Source organism: Streptomyces rapamycinicus NRRL 5491 (genome assembly GCF_024298965.1).
Taxonomy (GTDB): Bacteria; Actinomycetota; Actinomycetes; order Streptomycetales; family Streptomycetaceae; genus Streptomyces; species Streptomyces rapamycinicus.
In genome coordinates this window covers 9586937-9606286 of record NZ_CP085193.1, presented here as the reverse complement: position 1 = coordinate 9606286, position 19350 = coordinate 9586937, and the positions used below count along the sequence as shown (strand labels likewise).

At 67.8% G+C, this 19350-nt stretch carries 17 protein-coding genes and 3 pseudogenes; 12 read left to right on the top strand and 8 right to left on the bottom strand.

The window, feature by feature from the left end; translation table 11 throughout:
• Nucleotides 1-96 precede the first annotated feature (96 nt).
• Nucleotides 97-795, bottom strand: a complete 699-nt coding sequence (locus LIV37_RS40270; RefSeq protein ID WP_020872799.1) for a FadR/GntR family transcriptional regulator — start codon at nt 793-795, stop codon at nt 97-99.
• Nucleotides 796-1035: 240 nt separating this feature from the next.
• On the opposite strand from LIV37_RS40270, the gene LIV37_RS40265 reads away from it, so the two are divergent.
• The 5 genes from LIV37_RS40265 (at nt 1036) to LIV37_RS40245 (ending at nt 7123) form a co-directional block, all read left to right on the top strand.
• Nucleotides 1036-2280 (top strand): aminotransferase class V-fold PLP-dependent enzyme, encoded by a 1245-nt coding sequence (locus tag LIV37_RS40265; protein ID WP_020872798.1) that lies wholly within the window; start codon nt 1036-1038, stop codon nt 2278-2280.
• 85 nt (nt 2281-2365) lie between these two features.
• Nucleotides 2366-3667, top strand: a complete 1302-nt coding sequence (locus LIV37_RS40260; RefSeq protein ID WP_121823940.1) for an ABC transporter substrate-binding protein — start codon at nt 2366-2368, stop codon at nt 3665-3667.
• A 2-nt stretch (nt 3668-3669) separates the two neighbouring features.
• Entirely contained in the window at nt 3670-4659 is a 990-nt protein-coding gene (locus LIV37_RS40255; RefSeq protein WP_020872796.1) for a carbohydrate ABC transporter permease, read from the top strand.
• Nucleotides 4656-5492 (top strand): carbohydrate ABC transporter permease, encoded by an 837-nt coding sequence (locus LIV37_RS40250; RefSeq protein ID WP_020872795.1) that lies wholly within the window; start codon nt 4656-4658, stop codon nt 5490-5492. Before LIV37_RS40255 ends, LIV37_RS40250 begins: the two co-directional genes overlap by 4 nt.
• 5 nt (nt 5493-5497) lie before the next feature.
• Nucleotides 5498-7123 (top strand): alpha-amylase family protein, encoded by a 1626-nt coding sequence (locus tag LIV37_RS40245; RefSeq protein WP_020872794.1) that lies wholly within the window; start codon nt 5498-5500, stop codon nt 7121-7123.
• 205 nt (nt 7124-7328) lie between these two features.
• Here LIV37_RS40245 and LIV37_RS40240 read toward each other — a convergent pair whose 3' ends face one another.
• Entirely contained in the window at nt 7329-7817 is a 489-nt protein-coding gene (locus LIV37_RS40240) for a DUF6653 family protein (RefSeq protein ID WP_121823942.1), read from the bottom strand.
• Nucleotides 7818-7958: 141 nt separating this feature from the next.
• On the opposite strand from LIV37_RS40240, the gene LIV37_RS40235 reads away from it, so the two are divergent.
• A complete protein-coding gene (locus LIV37_RS40235) occupies nt 7959-8444 on the top strand; it encodes a GbsR/MarR family transcriptional regulator (RefSeq protein ID WP_020872792.1) in 486 nt (161 codons plus the stop codon).
• A 61-nt stretch (nt 8445-8505) separates the two neighbouring features.
• Here LIV37_RS40235 and istB read toward each other — a convergent pair whose 3' ends face one another.
• The 4 genes from istB to LIV37_RS40215 form a co-directional block, all read right to left on the bottom strand.
• Nucleotides 8506-9273 carry an IS21-like element helper ATPase IstB gene (gene istB, locus LIV37_RS40230; RefSeq protein WP_020872791.1) on the bottom strand — a complete coding sequence of 256 codons (768 nt, stop codon included), beginning with the start codon at nt 9271-9273 and terminating at the stop codon, nt 8506-8508.
• A gap of 58 nt (nt 9274-9331) precedes the next feature.
• The gene (locus LIV37_RS52735) at nt 9332-9703 is read right to left on the bottom strand and encodes a hypothetical protein (protein WP_020872790.1); all 372 of its coding nucleotides are present in this window, start codon (nt 9701-9703) and stop codon (nt 9332-9334) included.
• An 8-nt stretch (nt 9704-9711) separates the two neighbouring features.
• On the bottom strand, nt 9712-10137 hold the full coding sequence (locus LIV37_RS40220) for an IS5 family transposase (RefSeq protein WP_243146073.1): 426 nt from the start codon (nt 10135-10137) through the stop codon (nt 9712-9714).
• Nucleotides 10138-10494: 357 nt separating this feature from the next.
• A complete protein-coding gene (locus tag LIV37_RS40215; RefSeq protein ID WP_020872788.1) occupies nt 10495-11094 on the bottom strand; it encodes a TetR/AcrR family transcriptional regulator in 600 nt (199 codons plus the stop codon).
• Between the two features lie 362 nt (nt 11095-11456).
• Between LIV37_RS40215 and LIV37_RS40210 the strand changes: the two genes are divergently transcribed.
• The 4 genes and pseudogenes from LIV37_RS40210 (at nt 11457) to LIV37_RS40195 (ending at nt 15416) form a co-directional block, all read left to right on the top strand.
• On the top strand, nt 11457-12224 hold the full coding sequence (locus LIV37_RS40210; RefSeq protein WP_243146074.1) for a zinc-binding dehydrogenase: 768 nt from the start codon (nt 11457-11459) through the stop codon (nt 12222-12224).
• Between the two features lie 8 nt (nt 12225-12232).
• Nucleotides 12233-12823 carry an NADPH-dependent F420 reductase gene (locus LIV37_RS40205; RefSeq protein ID WP_020872786.1) on the top strand — a complete coding sequence of 197 codons (591 nt, stop codon included), beginning with the start codon at nt 12233-12235 and terminating at the stop codon, nt 12821-12823.
• A 66-nt stretch (nt 12824-12889) separates the two neighbouring features.
• On the top strand, nt 12890-14002 hold the full coding sequence (locus LIV37_RS40200; RefSeq protein ID WP_254807146.1) for an alkene reductase: 1113 nt from the start codon (nt 12890-12892) through the stop codon (nt 14000-14002).
• A gap of 131 nt (nt 14003-14133) precedes the next feature.
• Nucleotides 14134-15416: pseudogene (locus LIV37_RS40195) on the top strand (IS701 family transposase).
• A gap of 35 nt (nt 15417-15451) precedes the next feature.
• On the opposite strand, the gene LIV37_RS40190 reads toward LIV37_RS40195, so the two are convergent.
• A protein-coding gene (locus LIV37_RS40190) for an IS5 family transposase (RefSeq protein ID WP_167525821.1) occupies nt 15452-16251 on the bottom strand; the annotation gives its coding sequence in 2 pieces (ribosomal slippage) (nt 15452-15912 and nt 15912-16251; 801 coding nt in all).
• A gap of 1045 nt (nt 16252-17296) precedes the next feature.
• On the opposite strand from LIV37_RS40190, the pseudogene LIV37_RS40185 reads away from it, so the two are divergent.
• Nucleotides 17297-17743 (top strand): annotated as a pseudogene (locus LIV37_RS40185) (integrase); the annotation flags it as partial.
• Nucleotides 17744-17963: 220 nt separating this feature from the next.
• Here the strand turns inward: LIV37_RS40185 and LIV37_RS40180 are convergent.
• Nucleotides 17964-18638 (bottom strand): lytic polysaccharide monooxygenase auxiliary activity family 9 protein, encoded by a 675-nt coding sequence (locus LIV37_RS40180; protein ID WP_020872782.1) that lies wholly within the window; start codon nt 18636-18638, stop codon nt 17964-17966.
• A 357-nt stretch (nt 18639-18995) separates the two neighbouring features.
• Here LIV37_RS40180 and LIV37_RS40175 point away from each other — a divergent pair.
• Nucleotides 18996-19226, top strand: a pseudogene (locus LIV37_RS40175) (transposase); the annotation flags it as partial.
• Between the last annotated feature and the right edge of the window lie 124 nt (nt 19227-19350).

Below are 19350 nucleotides of genomic sequence, written 5' to 3'. Positions count from 1 at the left end.
ATTCCGACACCGCCCCAGGTGCCCCGAATGAACGCCATCGCGGAACGCTGGATCGCATCATGCCGACGCGAGGCACGTCAAACGCAACGCAACGCGTCAGGCCGGGGAGTCCTCCTCCATGGGCGGCATGAAGGCGCGCAGCCATCGCTCCGTCTGGGCGACATGGGCCTCGGCCGCTCCGGCGGCGGCGCGCGGATCGCGGTCGGCGATCGCGGTGGCCAGCACGCGGTGATCCTCGTCGCTCTTGCGCCGCATCTGCTCGCCCTCGGGGAGGGTGAAGATCTGGTACTTGCGGGAGCGGGCGCGGAAGACCGAGAGCAGGGAGCCGAGGGCGGGGTTTCCGGCCGCGGTGGCGATCGCGGCATGGAAGCGGTGGTCGAGGTCCGATGCCTCGGTGGGGTCGTCGGTGGCGTCCATGGCCTCGATGAGCGCGAAGAGTTCCCGCACCGTCTCCGGGGTGCTGCGGGCCGCAGCCTGCGCCGCGACGTGGGACTCCAGGACACGCCGGATCTCGTACACCTCCAGCAGACCGGAGAGCGGCAGCAGTTCCAGGGTGAGCGACAGGCTGCCTATGATGTCCTCCGGCCTGAGCTGGGAGACATAAGTACCGGAGCCGTGCCGCGGCTCGATCACCCCCAGGGCCGCGAGCATCCGTACGGCCTCGCGCAACGACCCCCGGGACACGCCGAGTTCCTCGCACAGCTCGCCCTCGGGCGGAATGCGCCCTCCGGCGCTGAGGCGCCCGGTGGCGATCATGTGGCGTAGGCCGTGGAACGCCTTGTCGACTGCGGACATCCGATTCCTCCCGAACGGGCGGGGCGCGGTCCCGCGCCCTTCATCGCACTGTACCGATTCATCAGATATCTCAGAGGTATCGATCAGAAGTCATCTGATGATCCACGCTGCTACACCCCTTGATTGCATGGAATCCATCATGCAGGATGCCGAGTCATCATACGTGTTCTGGTTGCGATCAGATCTCTCTCGTTTCTGACGCCCCTCGGAACATCCGGACCCCGGCAGATCGGCACTCATGTGAGCGAGACCGATGTCATCGCGGCGCCACGCCCCCTGTTGCTGGCCGACGGCCGTCCCGCCGACCGGGCGTGGACGCTGGACCCCGCCATGAGACACCTGAACCACGGTTCCTTCGGCGCGGTTCCCCTGGTGGCACAGGAGCGGCAGAAGCAGCTGCGGGTGGAGATGGAGTGCTCCCCGGTGGTGTGGTTCCCGGCGCTGCCTCAGCGGATCGCCGACACCAGGGTCGAGATCGCCGACTTCTTGGCGGTGGCCGCCGACGACCTGGCCCTGGTGCCGAACGCGAGCGCGGGCATCAGCACCGTGTACGCCGCCCTCGACCGTCGCCGCGGCGGGGAGATCGTCGTCACCGACCACGGTTACGGCGCCGTGACCATGGGCGCCGAGCGGCTGGCGCGCGACCGCTGGGATGGCGGGGTCCGCACCGCGCGGGTACCCCTCGACGCAGATGAGGAGCAAGCGTGCGAGGCCGTGTTCGCCGAACTGTCCGAGGCGACGGACCTCATCGTGGTGGACCAGATCACCTCGGCGACCGCCCGCCGGCTGCCGGTGGAGCGGATCGGAGCGGAGGCCCGGCGGCGCGGGATCCCGCTGCTCGTGGACGGTGCGCACGCACCTGGTCTGCTCCCCGCCCCGCTCTCGGGGCTGACCTGCGATTTCTGGGTCGGAAACCTGCACAAGTGGGGATGCGCGCCCCGGGGCACCGCAGCGCTCGTCGCCCGCGGTCCACTGCGTGAGCGGCTCTACCCACCGATCGACTCATGGGGTGCAGAGGATCCGTACCCCGACCGCTTCGACCAGCAGGGCACGGTGGATGCCACCTGCTATCTGGCGGCACCGACGGCGCTCGGCTTCATAGAGCACACCTGGGGCTGGAGGCACGCCCGCCGCTATATGGACCACCTGGCCGGTTACGCCGCGCAGGTCATCGGTGCCGCGTTCACCGAGCTGACCGGCGCCGACAGCAGCGTCGACGTCGGCATGCCGGTCCCCGGGATGCGTCTGGTGCGGCTGCCCGAGGGGCTCGGCGCCACCCGCGTCGAGGCCGACGCGCTGCGCGACCGGGTCGCCGGGGAGCTGGGTGTCGAGGCGGCCTTCACCAGCTTCGGCGGCATCGGCTATCTGCGGGTGTCCGCCCACGTCTACAACACCGCCGCCGACTACGAGTACTTCGCCGAGACCTGCGTCCCCGTCCTCGCTGAGTGGGCCCGCGCGGCTCGCGGGCGGCACGGCGCGCCATAGCGGCGCGACACCGTACTCCCCTCCCCACCCCCGACTCCCCAAGCCGCTCCGAGCGCGGCCCGCACCCAAGAAAGAGGTCAGCACGATGAGGAGAAGGACGGTAGCCCTCGCCCTCGGCACCGCCGCGGCGATGGTCCTGACCGGCTGTTCCGCCATGAGTCCGAACGCGAACGGCACGGTCACGCTCAACATGGTCGAGAGCCTGACCAACCCCTCCCGCACCGATCTGCTCAAGGGGCTCATAGCCGACTTCGAGAAGCAGAACCCCAAGATCAAGGTCAACCTGATCTCGCCGCCCACCGAACAGGCCGATCAGAAGATCCAGCAGATGCTCCAGTCCGGCAGCGGCGTGGACGCACTCGAGGTACGGGACATCACGGTCGGCCCGTGGTCGAACAACGGCTGGCTGTACGACATGGCGAAGGACCTCAAGGGCTGGCAGGGCTGGAATGCCATGACGGAGAACGCCGTCAAGGCGTCCGAAGACGCCAAGGGCCGTACCTTCTTCGTCCCCTACGGCTTCTACGGGCTGAGCCTCTTCTACCGCAAGGACCTGATCAAGGACGCCGGGTTCAGCAAGCCCCCGGCCTCCTGGGACCAGCTGCTGAAGCAGGCCTCCGCCATCAACGACCCGGCGGAGCGCCGCTACGGCTACGCGTTCCGCGGCGGGGCCAACGCCAACAGCAACGCCACTGCCATCATCGAGGCGTACGTGGCCGACAAGGTCGACCTCGCCAACGGCTACAAGCTGAAGAACGGGCGCACGATCTTCTCCGCGCCCGAGGCCCTGGACGCCCTCAAGACCTACCTCACGCTCTTCAAGAAGGCATCGCCCAAGTCATCCGTGTCCTGGGGCTATCCGGAGATGGTCGAGGCGTTCTCCAACGGCTCCACGGCCTTCCTGCTCCAGGATCCGGAAGTCATCGCCACGGTCTCCGAGTCCAAGTCGATCTCGAAGGAGCAGTGGGACACCGCTCCGCTGGTGGCCGGACCCAGCGGGAAGACCGTCCAGCCGCTGGCCACCGCCGGGTGGGGCGTCGCGAAGGGCAGCAAGCACAAGGCCGAGACCGTCAAGCTGATCAAGTTCCTGTCCCAGGGCAAGGCGTCGACGGACTTCACCAAGAAGAACAGCCTGGTGCCGATCCTCAAGTCGGCGACCGAGGACCCGTTCTACAAGACCGGCCCGTGGTCGTCCTACGTCACCATGACCAAGCACCCCGACACCTATCTCAACGTCAGCCAGCCGCGCGGCGTGACCTGGTGGCGCGAGTGGGAGCAGAAGTCCGACGCCGACGTGCAGAAGATGGTGACCGGCAAGATGTCGCCCAAGGAGCTGCTGACGGGCTGGGACGCGTACTGGACCGAGAAGTGGGAGCAGGAGAAGTAGGGATGCCCGCCACGTCCGCAACGACGACCGGGCCGAAGACTTCGCGCCCCGTCCGGAAGCAAGCGGCCCCGCGGGCCCGGAACGGGCCGCGGGGCGGCCGGAAGCGGGAGTTCACGACCCGCCGGGGCCTGCTCATCGCCGCCTTCATGGCGCCTGCCGCGATCTTCGTGGCGGTGTTCACGTACTACCCCATGATCGCGGGCAGCCAGATGGCCTTCCGCCACTGGGATCTGAACGATCTCACCGACACCTCCTGGGTGGGCCTGGACAACTTCCACCGTGTCTTCTCCGACCCCAACTGGGGCACCGTGCTGGGCAATACGGGCGCCTGGGTCATCGGATCGATCGTGCCCCAGCTCGTGATCGGTTTCGCGCTCGCCCTGTGGCTGCGCCGCCGGTTCCGCTTCCGCGGCGTCTACCAGGCGCTGATCTTCTTCCCCTGGGCGATCTCCGGGTTCCTCATCGGCATCCTGTTCCGCTGGATGTTCAACAGCGAGTTCGGCGTCGTGAACGATCTGCTCCAGAAGGCGGGGCTGATCGACGAGCCCGTGGCGTGGCTGGCCGATCCGCACAAGGCGATGATCGCCGTACTGATCGCCAACATCTGGTACGGCGTCACCTTCTTCACCATCATGATCCTGGCCGCGCTCCAGTCGGTCCCCGACGAACTGTACGAGGCCGCGGCGCTGGACGGGGCCGGGAAGGCACGCACGCTCTTCCAGATCACCATCCCCTATATCCGGGTCACGCTGGTGCTCACGGTGCTGCTGCGGGTCATCTGGATCTTCAACTTCCCCGATCTGATCTTCGGGATGACCGGTGGCGGGCCGAACAACCAGACACACATCGTGACCACCTGGATGATCAAGATCACTCAGCAGGGCGACTACGGCAAGGCCTCGGCGCTCGGTCTCCTCGTGGTCGCGGGGCTGCTGCTTTTCACGGTGTTCTTCCTGCTGGCCACGCGTGAGAAGCGAGAGGTGAGGTCGTGATCGGCAAAGAGACCACGGCGGGCCGGGCCGTCCGGGTCGTCTTCCTGGGGCTGTGGCTGGCCTTCACCGTCTTCCCGCTCTACTGGATCACCATCACCTCGCTGAAGGCGCCGGGCGACATCTTCTCCTTCCCCCTCGCCTACTGGCCCGAGCACTTCTCGCTGGAGAACTACAGTGAGCTGTTCAACAAGGCCGACTTCGGGACCTATCTCACCAACAGCCTCATCGTCGCGACCGTCGCGGGCGCGGTCGCCACCGCCATCTCGATGCTGTCGGCGTATGTGCTGGCGCGCTTCGAGTTCCGCACCAAGTCCGCGTTGCTGACGGCCGCCCTGGTCACCCAGATGATCCCGGCCTTCATCGCGCTGGGCCCGCTGTATCTGCTGATGACCGACCTGAAACTGGTCGACAACCGGCTCGGGCTCATCCTCGTCTACATCGCCGTGTGTATCCCCTTCTGCACGGTGATGCTCCGCGGCTTCTTCGAGAACATCCCCGACGCACTGGAGGAGGCCGCGATGATCGACGGCCTCTCCCGGTTCGCGGCGCTGTTCCGGGTGCTGCTCCCGGTGATGCGTCCGGGGATCGTGGCGGCGTTCATCTTCAACTTCGTCAACTGCTGGAACGAGCTGTTCCTGTCGGTGACCCTGATGAACAGCGACGCCAACAAGACGACCCCCACGGCCCTCAACGGATTCATCTCCAGCTTCAACATCGACTGGGGCTCGATGTCCGCAGCGGCCGTGTTCACGATCCTGCCGACCATGGTGCTCTTCGCCTTCGCGAGCCGCCACATCGTGCAGGGGCTCACCTCCGGCGCCGTGAAGGGGTGAGGCCGATGGCCGCGATCGACGTTCCGCTGCCCGACTCCGTCCATGTGATCACCGGTCCGTCCGGGGACCCGCGCACCGCCGCACCGGTGGGGACGGGCCGCTGGACCGTGCCCGGCGCCGAGGTGACGGCGCGGCACGATCCATACGGCGCCCTGCGGCTGGTGCTCGCCGCGCCGGGTCCGGAGGGCCTGTCGACAGTGGCGCTGCGCTGGCGCCACCACCCCGGCGGTCACCGCCCCGCCCTGGTACTCGGCGATGCGTGGGAGCGCTCGTACGGCGAGTTGCAGTGGCGCAGCGTCCAGCCGGAACGCCCCCTGCCCTGGTACTGGCTGAGCACCGACCCGGCGACCGGTGGCTGCACCGGGCTAGGCGTACGGACCCGCGCCGGGGCGCTGTGCTGCTGGACGGTGGACGAGGAAGGCACCACGCTGTGGCTGGACGTACGCTCCGGCGGCCTGCCTGTGCTGCCGGGCGACCGGGAGATCGCCGCCGCCACGGTGGTCGGGGTGGCGACGGGTGCGGACACCACCCCGTACGCGGCGCTCCAGGAGCTGTGCGCCGCCATGTCCCCCGATCCGCTGCTGCCCGCGCAGCCGGTGGTCGGCTGCAACAACTGGTACTACGCCTACGGCCAGGACTTCGGCCCGGACGCCGTACTGCGCGACGCGGCCACCATCGCCGAGTTCGCCGGGGACCATCCAGTGCGGCCGTTCTGTGTCGTCGACGACGGCTGGACGGAAGGCGGGGGAAGCGCCCCGGGAGGGCCGTGGGACACCGGCCTGCCCGGGCTGTTCGACGACATGGCGGGCCTGGCCGCGGGCATCGCCGACCGTGGCGCCCGGCCAGGCCTGTGGTTCCGGCCGCTGCTGTCCCGGGTGCCGACGGAGGGGATGCGCACGGACACCGGCGCTCCCGGCCGGATCCCCCTGGACCCGTCGCTGGACGCGACGCTGGCGACCGTCGCCGCCGATGTCGCCCGCTTCCGCTCCTGGGGTTTCGAGCTGATCAAGCACGACTTCAGCACGTACGACGTCTTCGGCCGCTTCCACCCGGACACACCGCACGAAATGGCCGGTGCCGGATGGCGGCTCGCCGACCGCACCCGCACCACCGCCGAAGTGCTGGTGGGCCTCTACCGGACCATCGCCGAGGCGGCCGGGGACGCCGTGGTGCTTGGCTGCAACACCGTCGGACATCTGGCGGCGGGTCTGGTGCAGGTGCAGCGAACCGGTGACGACACCTCGGGCCGTCACTGGGAGCGCACCCGACGGATGGGCATCAACACCCTCGCCTTCCGGCTGGCCCAGCACAGCCGCTTCTACGCGGTGGATGCCGACTGCGTGCCCTGTACCCCGGCCACCGAGTGGCGGCTGAACCGTCAGTTCCTGGACTTGGTGGCCCGTTCCGGCACCGCGCTGTTCGTCTCCGTCGCCCCGGCCGCCCGTACCCCGCAGACCGATGCCGACCTCGGCGCGGCCGTCCGGCTCGCGCTGGACGGCGGGTCGCCCGGCGGCGTCGAACCGCTGGACTGGCTCGGGACCACGGCCCCGCGCCGCTGGCGGACGGGCAACGCGGAACGCACGTACACGTGGTCCCAGCCCTGGGGTGCGTGGCCGCCGCTTCCGCTCTAGACAGCTGTAGACGGCCCTGGCCATTGGTCAGGCGCGGGTGGATTCGCGACACCGCCGGACGGGTGGATGGCTTCGTTCACTTCAAGCAGCAGCGTTTGTCTGCCGGTTTGGGCAGCAGTTTGTGATCTTGAGGCTCATGGATGTTCACGAGAAATAGCAGCAGTGCATGGGGGCGGGCCGCTGCCCGTGAGGGCGAGGGATTGCTTCACCCTGCGTCATCCGGGACCTGCTCGCGGAGGTGCTGCTGGAACAGCAGGCCGTAGCGGTCGATTCGCCATAGCTGGGCGAGCACGACCATGACCGTGCCCAGTATGAGCGGCCAGATGTTCAAGGCGGTCAGCCCCCAGGCGATCAGTGCGAAGCCGGTCAGGCCGGATGCGATCAGCCAGTTGGCGGTCGTCTTGTGCTCGGCTGGAACCTTGCCGTCGACGTGGAGCTGCTCACCGTAGATGCCCCTGGCAGCCCAGCTGGTGGGCTCCACCGGCTGGAACAGGTGCACGTTGAGCCAGAGCCAGACAACGACGGTGAGGACGGCGGCCAGGCACCACCAGCCGAGCCATTGCCGGCTCCACACAGCCAGCTCGAAGGCCGGGATGGCGGCGAAACGAGTCCACACGCTCCACGGGTTGGCGTGCCTCTTCCAGGTTTCGTCGGACATCCCGTGGACGGCGGCTGCGGCGTTCTTGCGAGTCATGGGCGGGTGGGGCCTTTCTGCTCGACGTATTCGGCGCTCATCGGGCGCGATGCTCAGTCGCGTCCGCAGCCTCGACCATATGTAAGTTTCAGAAATCTTTGAATACTCTGAGCAAAGGGAGCTTTCGGTTAGGGTGTCGGCATGAGCTACGACAAGCAGCTGCGGGACGTGGCGGAGAAGCTGGCGCTGATCCTCGCGCAGGGCGGGATGCAGAAGACCACCGCGCGGGTGATGACCTCCCTGCTGTTCAGCCAGCGGGAAACAATGACCGCCGCCGACCTGTGCGAGGAGCTGCAGATCAGTTCCGGTGCGGTGTCCGGCGCCGTGAAGCAGCTCACCCAGAGTGGCCTATTGGAGCGGGTCCCGGCGCCGGGCAGCCGCCGGGACCACTACCGTTTCCCGGATGGTGCCTGGGCAAAGCTCATGTCGCAGCAGAACCAGCTACTGGCCACCATGGGTGAAGTCGCCGAGCAGGGGCTCGCAGCGGCCGGCGGCCCATCCACCCCGGCTGGGCGGCGACTGGCGGAGATGGAGGACTTCTATGCGTTCATACTGCGCGAGCTGCCCCCGCTGATCGACCGGTGGCGTACGAACTTCACAGCGAAACGAGAAGCTGACCACGACTGAGCGTGTGCCTTCGAAGGCGCTGGTCAAAGGCGGCAGACTGTCGAGGTGTGGCGTGTGGAGGTCAGCTGGCCTTGACAGGCTGTTCGGTTCGGGCCCGGGTACTGGCGAGGCGATAGGAGTCGGTGCCGGTCTCGATGATGGTGCCGTTGAAGGTGAGCCGGTCGACGATGGCCGCGCAAAGGCGGGGATCGGTGAAGGTCTTCGTCCACCCGCCGAATGACTCGTTGGAGGCGATGGCGACGCTGTTCTTCTCCTCGCGCTCGGTCAGGACCTGGAACAGCAGCTCAGCACCGTGCCGGTCCAGCTCCATGTAGCCCAGCTCGTCGATGCAGAGGAGGTCGACGCGGCCGTAGCGGGCGATGGTCTTGTTCAGTTGCTTCTCGTCGGCGGCCTCGACCAGCTCGTTCACGAGTTTGGTGGCGAGGGTGTAGCGGACGCGGTAGCCCTTCATCGCGGCCTCGGTGCCCAGCGCGATGAGCATGTGGGACTCTCCGGTGCCGGAGTCGCCGATCAGGCAGAGCGGCTGGCTCTTCTTGATCCACTCGCAGTCGGCGAGGGTGTTGATGGTGGCCGGATCGATGTTGGGGTTGGCGTCGAAGTCGAAGGTCCGCAGCGACTTCTCCCGGGGGAAGCCGGCTGCCTTGATCCGTCGTTCCGAGCGGCGGCGGGCCCGGTCGTCGCACTCGGCCATCAGCAGTTCGGCGAGGAAGCCGCGGTAGGTCATCTGATCCTTGGCGGCCCGGTCGGCGATGTCGGCGAACTCGCTGCGGATCGACGGCAGCCGCAGCAGACGGCAGGCGGTGTCGATGGCCGTGGTGGCGGCCTGCATCAAGAACAGTCGTCTGGCCGCGAGTGGGCGGCACTGGGCGTCCTCCGCACTGACCGCCTCACCCGGGGCTCACGCCCACTACAACCGGTGACGCGACACCGGCGACCGCTACCACGCTGCCCTCCGCCATCTGTTCAACCGCATGCTCGGGCAGCTCCACCACTGCCTGACCGACCGCCAGAGATTCGACGAAACAATCGCCTTCACCCGTCTTGAGCCGTCCTCGCTCGCGGCAGCTGCTTGACCCCATAACCGCATGGAGTGTCTTGTCGGCGCGCACCTTGTCCGGCCGGGTACGCGGACGGCCCGGCCCGAGCCGAGGCACCCGGATACGGCCCAGGACCACCTGGAACTGCGGGGAGTCACCGCGCTGTCCGGCCGTGATCACCAGCGACATCGGCTTCTGGGCCTGCTCGACCGCCAGGTGCAACTTGGTGGTCAGCCCACCCCTGGAGCGTCCGAGACCGTGGTCGTCCGGCTCGGTGAACAGACCACCGGGCGGCTCGATCTGCAGATCCCCCTTTTGCGGGCACCGGCCGCATGCTGGTGGGCGCGGGCGATGGTGGAGTCCACCGAGACGTCCCAGGTGATCAGTCCCTCGGCATCGGCCCGGGCCTGCAGTTGCTCGAAGATGCGGTGCCAGGTGCCGTCCCGCTGCCAACGGCGGAACAGTCCGTACACCGTCCCCCATGGGCCGTACCGCTCGGGCACGTCCCGCCACGGAGCACCGGCGCGGGTGCGCCAGCGCATGCCGTCTATCAGCTGCCGCTTGGTGTGTACCGGCGGTCGTCCGGACTTCTTCCCAGCAGGGAGCAGGGGCTCCAGCTTCGCCCACTGCGCATTCGTCAGATCGTGCCTCCCCATGAAGTGGATCTTGACATATCAAGATCCACTTCTGAAATACGCCCTAATACTCCAGTGCGGTTTCGTGATCTACCCAGTGGGTTCGCTGCGTAGATCACGAAACCGCACTGGAGTACTAGGAGCGGATAAGCACGAGGCTCACCGCACCAAACGATCTCAAGGCGCTCGCACCCGACGGCAGCCCGCTACACCGAAGACTCGGCAGGAGCGGCAACCAGGTGGCGGGTTGCCGGAGATCAGTAGCCCTCTCCAGCGGCTGCCTGGCGGAAGATGACAGCTGTCCTCTCGGCAGCTGTCCCCTGCACCAGTCGGCGCACGAGCGTGAGCACTCCCTCCAGCTGACAATCGGTCAGTCGGTCAGTCGAGAGCGTGGGCGCGGCAGGTCCGCAGAATCTCGTCGGACAGTTCAGGCCGGACGTGGCTCACTGCGCGGGCGAGGGCCATTGCCCCTACGAGTCGGCTGAACAGCAGCACCGCACGGTCCCGTGCTTCCCGTGAGGTGATCTCCCCTTCGTGCTCGCGGGCGAACTCCTGGGCGAAGCCGGTGAGGTATCCCTCCACGCCGCTCGCGTAGGCGCGCTGGACCGTGTCGCTGTGCCGTCCGGCGTCGGTGACCAGGGAGGCGGAGGGACAGCCGCCGTCCGAGGCATCGCGGTGGGCGGCCGAAAGATAGTTGTCCACCACTCGTTTCAGCGGTGGGCCGGTGGGATCGACGCCTTCCTCAAGGATGTGCTCCAGGGAGCCCAGAGAGGCTTGGAACGAGGTGCCGCACGCCTCGACAGCCAGATCGTCTTTGGACGCGAAGTGGTTGTAGAAGCCGCCGTGGGTCAGGCCCGCTTCCTTCATCAGTTCGGCGATCCCTACGGCATCGACGCCCTGCGAGCGGAACATGCGCCCAGCCGCCTCGACGATGTTCTGCCGGTTCCTGGCCTTGTCTTCCCTGGTGATCCGCGGCATGGCCGCCCTCCTGTGTCGGCAGTGCTTGACGTTTTCAATGTTACCCCTCATCATTCTTTTAAGGATGGATATCATCAAAGAGCGAGGGGAGGCGCCTATGCGCACCGTGGAGTACACGCGGCAAGGGGATGCCGCACAGGTACTGACGCTTAGGGAAGAGGCCCGCCGGCCGGCTCCCGGCAGCGGAGAGGTTCTGGTTCGGATGCTGGTCCGGCCCGTCCATCCGGGGAACCTGATCGGTGTGGAGGGTCTGCCGGGGCAGCCGGAACAGCAGTCGGGGGCCCGGACTCCCGGAGAGGAGGGGATGGGCGTCGTCGAGGGCGTCGGAGCAAACGTCCGCGCGCCGCGCCTGGGGGCAGCGGGTGGCGGTTTTCCCGGCGCCGGGAACGTGGAGCGACTTCGTCGTGGTCCCGGCCGATCTGGCAGTGCCGGTGCCGGACGGAGTCAGCGACGAGACCGCGGCCCTGATGCTGGTCAACCCGCTGACGCTGTGCATGCTGTACCGCGGGGTGGAGGAGGCCCTGCGCGGGCAGGCGGGTCCGGTGCTTCAGACCGCCGCCGGCTCGTCCGTCGGCAGGCTGGTCAGCGCGGCTGCGGTCCGGCACGACCTGCAGTTGATCAACCTCGTGCGCAGCACCTCCGGTGCCGAGAAGGTGCGGACGTTGTACCCCTCCCAGCCCGTGATCGCGACGTGCGACGACGACTGGCGGGAACAAGTCCGCCTGCATGCCGGTGAGCGGGATGTCCAGGTGGTCCTCGACTGTGTCGGTGGTGCCATGACCCAGGACCTTGCCGAACTGCTCGCCGACGGCGGCACCCTGATCTCCTACGGGCATCCGGGTTCCGGCACGACATCGTTGGAGGCGCTGCCTCTCATGGCGCGGGCGCTGACGGTGCGGGGGATGTCGATACTGCGCTGGATGAGCCGCACCCCCGGGGAGCGGGCCCAGGATGTCGCCTTCGCCCAGGATCTGGCGCAGAACACGCCGGACCTGCTCGAAGTCGCGGCCAGCTACGACCTCGCCGACTTCAAGCCGGCCATCGAGCACGCCCGCCGCCCGGCCAAGAGCGGAACCGTCCTGCTCACCACACCGCGGACGGCCGACTCCGGACACGGGGCCGCCCGATGAGGATCGGAATGCTCGGAGCCGGAGCGATAGCCCAGGCCATCGCCCAGCACGCGATCCGTCACGGCCACGAGGTCATGCTCAGCAACAGCCGAGGACCTGCCTCCCTGGCCCCGCTGGTCAAGGACCTCGGCGCGCTCGCGGCAGCCGCGACCCCTGCGGAGGCCGCCACCGCGGACCTCGTCGTGCTCGCGGTCCCCTGGCCGCGGATTCCTGACACCGTCGCCGGGCTCCCCCGCCTGGACAAGACCGTCGTCATCGACACCACCAACCAGTTCGCCTCCCTTTCCCCGACCCCGGAGATCGCCGATCTGGGCGACCTCACCGGGAGCGAATACGTGTCCTCCCTGCTTCCCGGCGCGCGCGTGGTCAAGGCGTTCAACTCCCTCTACGCGCAGTTCATCGCACCCGATCCCCGCCACGAGGCAGGGCGGCAGGTGCTGTTCCTCGCCGGCGACGACGCCGATGCCAAGAACACCGTGAGAGACCTGACCTCCGAGTTCGGCTTCGCTCCCGTCGACCTCGGAACGCTGCGCGAGGGAGGACGCCTCATCCAGCTCGGCGGCCCCCTGTCCGCCCTCCACGCCCTCAAGCAGGACTGATCCCACCGACCCGCTCGTGCTCCTCAAGTCCACGAGGAGCGCCTTCCGCCACGAAAGAGATCCTTCATGCCCCACCAGACCTCAGTACCCAGCGCCCAGCCCCTCCTGCAGCCCGTTCAGCTGGGCGCGCTCAAGCTGCCCAACCGCGTCGTCATGGCTCCCATGACGCGCTCCCGGGCCAGCAACGAGGAACTGGCCCCCACCGCCCTGCACGCCACCCACTACACGCAGCGCGCCGGCGCCGGCCTGATCATCAGCGAAGGGACCTGGGTCAGCACGGACGCGATCGGCTTCATCAACGTCCCCGGCATCTACACCGACGCCCAGACCGTCGGCTGGACCAAGGTCACCGAAGCCGTGCACTCCGCGGGAGGCAGGATCGTCTCGCAACTCGGTCACGCCGGCGCCGCCTCCCACCCGGATCACCACGGCGGCAGGCTCCCCGCCGGCCCTTCGGCGATCAATCCCCACGAGATGTCCTACACCCCCGACGGCCCGAAGGACTCCCTCACGCCCCGCGCCTTGACCGCGGCGGATATCGCCACCACGATCGACACCTACCGGCAGGCAGCCGCCAACGCTCTGCGCGCCGGATTCGACGGCCTGGAGATCCACGCGCAGGCATCCCACCTCGTGGCCCAGTTCCTCAACCCCCGCCTGAACCAGCGCACCGACGCCTACGGCGGCAGCAGTGAGAAGCGGGCCCAGTTCCTGTTCGACGTCGTGGATGCCGTCGGCAGCGTGTGGGGCAGCGACCGCATCGGCGTCAAACTCTCGCCCTACTGGAATCACGGGCCTGCCTTCACCGCAGATTCCGAGACGCTGGCCGAGTACGACCTGCTCCTCAAGCGCCTCAGCGACACCGACCTGGCCTATCTCCACCTCGTGGGGCCGGAACCCGACACGGGAACTGACGACACCTTCACCGCATTCACCCACTACCGCGCCCACTACCACGGCGCCGTCATCGCCAACCTCGGCTTCACGCAAGCGAGCGGCAACGAGCTCCTCGAGCGGCAGCTGGCCGACGCGGTTTCCTTCGGCGCTCCCTTCATCGCCAATCCAGACCTCGTCGATCGATTCACCCACGGCCACCCTCTCGCCGCGGGCAGCCGCGACACGTACTTCGCGGGTGGCGCGGAGGGATACACGGACTACCCCGCGGTGGCCGGCTCCTAATACTCCAGTCTTGTGGCCGTACCCGGCCGGGAACGGGTACGGCCACCGCGTGATCATCGGTTGGTGTGTGGACAAACGAAGATCGTGCGGTGGCCGCTGGCCGTAGCGTAGACCCCGCCCGCTGGCGGGCGATGTTCGACCAGGCCATGGCCCGGATCGCGGGACATTTCGGCCGGGTTGAACCCCGGGCGAGTGCCCGCTCCTATCTGCTCGGGCTGCTGTCGCGTGCCGAGCGGAAGAACTGCTGGCAGCTGGCCGAACAGGCCGGCCTGGCCCGGCCCGGGCCGATGCAGCGCCTGCTGCGCTACGCCCGCTGGGACGCCGACGCTGTCCGCGAGGACATCCGTGCTTACGCCGTCGAACACCTCGGCGCCGACGGCGGTGTGCTCATCGTGGACGAGACCGGCTTCGTGAAGAAGGGCCGGGCTTCGGCGGGCGTCCAGCGCCAGTACACCGGCACCGCGGGCCGCATCGAGAACTCCCAGGTCGGGGTCTTCCTCGCCTATGCCACCAGCCGGGGCGGACGCTGATCGACCGCAGGCTCTACCTGCCCGAGCACTCCTGGTGCGCTGACGCCGAGCGCCGCCACGCGGCGGGGATACCCGAGGAGGTGCGGTTTCAGACCAAACCCCGCCTGGCCTGGGAGATGATCGCCGCCGCGCTGGACGCCGGGGTGCAGGCATCGTGGGTGACCGGCGACGAAGTCTACGGACAGGACCCGCAGCTTCGTGCCGCCCTGGAGGCACGTGGGACCGGCTACGTGATGGCCGTCGCCTGCTCAACGCGGGTGCGGATCAACCACGGCCGCACCACCATCCGCGCGGACACCGTCGCCAGCCGCCTGCCCGCCACCGCCTGGCAGCGGCACAGAGCAGGCAACGGTGCCAAGGGCCCGCGCCACTACGACTGGGCCTGGATACACCTCGGCACCGACGGCCACCACCACCTGCTCATCCGCCGCAACCACATCACCGGCGAACTCGCCTTCTACCTGTGCTGGTCACCCACCGAAGTGCCCCTGGCCGAACTGGTCCGCGTCGCCGGCGTCCGTTGGAGCGTCGAGGAGTGCTTCCAGGCCGCCAAGGGCCAGGTCGGACTCGACCACTACCAGGTCAGGCACTGGACCTCATGGCACCGGCACATCACGCTCGCCATGCTCGCCCTGGCCTTCCTGACCGCCCTCGCCGCCGACGCTGCCCCCGATCGGACCGCCAGCACGCACCACCTTGCCCACAGCCGCGATCCGATCACGCTGACCGTCCCGGAAATCCGCCACCTGCTCGCCGCCGTCTTCACCCCACCGGGGGTGACAGCGGCCAGGCTCCTGCACTGGTCAATCCGGCGCAGACGCCACCAGGCCACAGCCCGGCGCAGCCACTACCGACGACGGACCACCAGCGAACCCACTGGGTAGATCACGAAACCGCACTGGAGTACTAAGAGGTCATCTCATTTGGCGAGTCTGCGGTAGCAGATGAGGGTACAGGCGATGCTGGTGAAGGCCAGGAAGTGGGCGGCCTTGCGTTCGTAGCGGCGGTGCAGGCGGCGGGATCCGGCGAGCCAGGCCATGGTCCGTTCGATGGTCCAACGGTGCCGTCCCAGGCGCTTGGAGGACTCGATGCCCTTGCGTGCGATGCGGTGCCGGACACCGCGCTGGCGTAACCATCGGCGCAGGTGGTCGTAGTCGTAGCCCTTGTCGCCGTGGAGCTTGGCAGGCCGTCGTCGGCGGGGTCCGCGGCGGGAGCGGATGGGCGGGATGCCGCGTACGAGCGGTTCGAGGGCCTGGCTGTCGTGCAGGTTCGCGCCGGAGATCCCGACAGACAGGGGCAGTCCGGTCCGCTCTGTGATCAAGTGGATCTTCGAGCCGTACTTGCCCCGGTCAACAGGATTCGGGCCTGTCAGGTCCCCCTTTTCAGGGCCCGCATGTTCACCGAGTCGATCGCACAGCGGGACCAGTCCAGTTCGCCGCGGGAGCCGAGTTCATCGAGGACCAGGCGATGGAGCTTCGCCCACACCCGGGCCTTCGACCACTCGGCGAAGCGACGGTGGGCCGTGGCTCCCGACGGCCCGAACGAGGCGGAGGGCAGTTGCTGCCACGTGCAGCCCGACGTTGCCACGAACACGATCGCAGCCAGCACCTCCCGGTCGCCATGTCGGCGTCGGCCACCTCCTTGAGGCCGGGTCGGCGCTTCCGGGAGCACGCGTTGGAACAACTCCCACAGCTCATCCGGCACCAGCCGCTCAACGATTCCCACGTCAGCAGGCTATCGAACGGTCCAAATGAGATGACCTCTTAGGCAAGACATGGACCGCGCCACGCCGACCGGCTGCCTGAGCTCGGCGCCTGCGGCCTAGCAGGTGTCACGGCTGCGCCACCAGAACAACGCTGCTCACCTCATGCACCTACCCGGCATTCACCGGATCCCCCACCGTCAACCGCCAGGTTCCCGGGCCGGGCAGCATGAGGTGAGTGCCGTAGCGGCCGTGCCCGTGATTGCGCAGAATTTTGCGGCCGGTGCTACCCATTTCCACATCCACGGCGCTGGCTGGCAGCAGCAGCCTGCCGTCATGACCGCCACTTCCATGTGCCAGTCCGTCCCGTCGACAACCGCGGGCACGTCCACAGTCACCTCTTGCCCACCGTTGAGGAACTCCCGTGGATCGCGCACAGTGAGCAGGGCTTCCACCTGGTTGAGCAGTGCCCGTTCGTTCTGTAGCACCCCATGCTTCTGGGTGAAGGAGCGCACGCTGGAGTCGTCCGTCAACTGGGCCGGGAAGCAAGAGAACCGAGGCAGGAGCTTGCGGGCGCCGGCGACCGGATCGTCAAGAGCGGCAGCGGTCCGGACTTGGAGAAGTGGCCGTCCCGCGTCGCCGCGGCACGTAGGTCCGGAAGGGTCCCGGAGACGAAGGAGCTATACGGGAGTTGGTGCCGTAGCGGGTACGAGATCAAGCTCGTCGACACCCCCCGCCTGGCCCCTTGCCGTCCTCAAACCCATCTCCGTGCCGTCGCGGCTCGCGCGTCCGCACACCGTGGTACAGACCATGCAGAGCGAAACCCAACCGCTGGGCCTCACGAAGCCCGTCCAAGGACGTGCCCTTCGGCTCATCCAGGCGCTCATCACCGCTGCCGAGGCCATAGGACATTCCACTTCTGCTGGACGGACCGGCTTCACTCTGCGGGTGCCGATAAATCATCCACGCAGGTCGGGATCCTGATCACGGATCTTCGGTTCTCCTCGACATTCGCCCAAGTGTCTTCACCTGCGCAGGGACCCGGCGGCATCATGGTCTGTCGTGCTGCTGCGCCTGGCCTACCTCGCCGCGACCAACGCCCTGGCATTCCTACGCCTCCTGCCGATGAGCGACAGAGACAAGGACATCGAGATCCTCGTACTCCGGCACCAACTGCTGGTCCTACAGCGCCAGGTTGGCAAGCCGACCTTCACCGACAGCGACCGTGCCATCCTCGCCGGCCTGCTCCACCACCTCCCCAAAGACAGACTCCGGCACCTTCTGCTGCTGGTCCGCCCCGACACGGTGTTGCGCTGGCATCGCGACCTGCTCAAGCGGCGCCATGCCGCGTCCTACGTACCCAGGCGACGTGGACGCCCACGCACCATCCGATCGATACGCGCCCTGGTCCTGGGCCTGGCCAGGGAGAACACCTCATGGGGATACCGACGGATCCACGGCGAACTCACAGCGCTGGGAATCAAGATCGCCGCCTCCACGGTCTGGGAGTCTCAATGGCCGTTGAGTGCTGGAGTCGTACGATGGGGATGGTGGGGAGTCGGCTGCCGTGCGACTGCCGTGCGATCGGGCGCGTTCACACCAGGAGCGAAGGGAGCACCGTCGGGGCAGGGTGACCAAATGGGTCCCCTGCCCCGACGGAGCTCGGTCGGCCGGGCGGCGGGTTGCCGGCGCCCGGCAGAGACCGGTGCCGTGTGCGGCGCTCCCCTGCTCAGCCGAAGTTCACGTCGCTGCACCACATGTAGGCCTGGTCGAGGTGCGAGGCCTGCCAGATCACGAACAGGATGTGGTGTCCGGTGTAGCCGGAGGTGCTGACGTTGAACGTGTAGTCCGCCGCCGGGCCGAAGCGGCCGGTCTGCGTGATGAAGTCGAGGTTGCCCCAGCCCAGGGTCTGGGTCTTGGGGTCGAAGCCCTGCTTGCTCACGTAGGCCGTGAAGTAGTCGGCACCGTGGGACGCCTGGTCGTGCACGTGGACCGAGAAGTTGTTGCCGACGGTGGTCGTCTTCCACTGCCCGGGCTTGTTCAGACTGGCGTTCCTCGAGAGGTTGTTGCTGCAGAGCGTCCCGTTGGGGGTCTGCGACTGGAACTGGCCACCGAGGCCGTCGCGGAGCGCGCTCATCCAGTTCCACATGGTGTCGGGGTTGGCCTGGAAGGCCTGCCAACACATGGGGTCTTCGGTCTGCATGGCCGGGTTCATGTGGTCGTTACCCCACCTTTCCCAGCAGTGGTACGCGCGGGACGCGGGGCCGACGACGGAGCCGTGAGCCTGGGCGGGGGCCGACCAGGTCAGTGCGCCGACAACCACGGCGAACAGCATGGCGAGCGACTGGAGAGGCCGGCGGAAGGCCGACCGGGAACGCCCGGTTAATGGGCTCTGTTTGCGCATGTGGGGGAAACTCCTTCCAGTTGAAAGGCACCATGGGAGCGCTCCCAACGTACGACTTCTGAGTGAAATGTCAATGAAACAGAGGGAGTTGATTACAGGGGTGGTGGGCGGCGATCAGGGAATCTGCCGTGAGCCGGGAGTCACGGGAGGCTTCGGCGACTTCGGTGGCACGACGGTCAGAACCCTTCTCGAAACCGGAAAACGAGGGTGCGGCCTACCTGCGTTCCGCGTAATTCGGAGCTCAGAGAGCCACGACACTGCGGGTGCCGATGAATCATTCACGCAGGTTGGGAGCCTGATCACGGATCTTCGGTTCTCCTCGACATTCGCCCAAGTGTCTTCACCTGCGCAGAGACCCGGCTCGTCCAGATCGCACTCGACCTCCCCGCCTGGATGCCGATGCTTGCTCTGACCGGCGAGACCCGCCGCTGGAAACCCAAGAAGCTCCGCCTGCGGCTGTTCTCCGCCGCCGCCCGGCTCGTCACCACCGGCCGCCGCCACCGACTCCGCATGCCCGACCGATGCCCATGGACCCACATCATCACCCGGGCAGCCGACCGGCTCCACGCCCTGCCGAACCCCGGCTGACCAGCCACTTTCGACCATCCCAACAAGCCGCACCACCCCACCGGGCAGTGGAACCCGGCGCCCACCCAACACGACAGCCGGGCCCTCAACACAGAGTCCCCGTCAGCACACCGACCAGGACTCA

What these genes read in the sequence shown, in the direction of transcription:
- LIV37_RS40270 (WP_020872799.1), bottom strand. Translation starts at nt 795, where the DNA reads ATGTCCGCAGTCGACAAGGCGTTCCACGGCCTACGCCACATGATCGCC.
- LIV37_RS40260 (WP_121823940.1), top strand. Translation starts at nt 2,366, where the DNA reads ATGAGGAGAAGGACGGTAGCCCTCGCCCTCGGCACCGCCGCGGCGATG.
- LIV37_RS40255 (WP_020872796.1), top strand. Translation starts at nt 3,670, where the DNA reads ATGCCCGCCACGTCCGCAACGACGACCGGGCCGAAGACTTCGCGCCCC.
- LIV37_RS40245 (WP_020872794.1), top strand. Translation starts at nt 5,498, where the DNA reads ATGGCCGCGATCGACGTTCCGCTGCCCGACTCCGTCCATGTGATCACC.
- LIV37_RS40240 (WP_121823942.1), bottom strand. Translation starts at nt 7,817, where the DNA reads ATGACTCGCAAGAACGCCGCAGCCGCCGTCCACGGGATGTCCGACGAA.
- LIV37_RS40235 (WP_020872792.1), top strand. Translation starts at nt 7,959, where the DNA reads ATGAGCTACGACAAGCAGCTGCGGGACGTGGCGGAGAAGCTGGCGCTG.
- istB (WP_020872791.1), bottom strand. Translation starts at nt 9,273, where the DNA reads ATGCAGGCCGCCACCACGGCCATCGACACCGCCTGCCGTCTGCTGCGG.
- LIV37_RS40220 (WP_243146073.1), bottom strand. Translation starts at nt 10,137, where the DNA reads ATGGGGAGGCACGATCTGACGAATGCGCAGTGGGCGAAGCTGGAGCCC.
- LIV37_RS40215 (WP_020872788.1), bottom strand. Translation starts at nt 11,094, where the DNA reads ATGCCGCGGATCACCAGGGAAGACAAGGCCAGGAACCGGCAGAACATC.
- LIV37_RS40205 (WP_020872786.1), top strand. Translation starts at nt 12,233, where the DNA reads ATGCTCGGAGCCGGAGCGATAGCCCAGGCCATCGCCCAGCACGCGATC.
- LIV37_RS40200 (WP_254807146.1), top strand. Translation starts at nt 12,890, where the DNA reads ATGCCCCACCAGACCTCAGTACCCAGCGCCCAGCCCCTCCTGCAGCCC.
- LIV37_RS40180 (WP_020872782.1), bottom strand. Translation starts at nt 18,638, where the DNA reads ATGCGCAAACAGAGCCCATTAACCGGGCGTTCCCGGTCGGCCTTCCGC.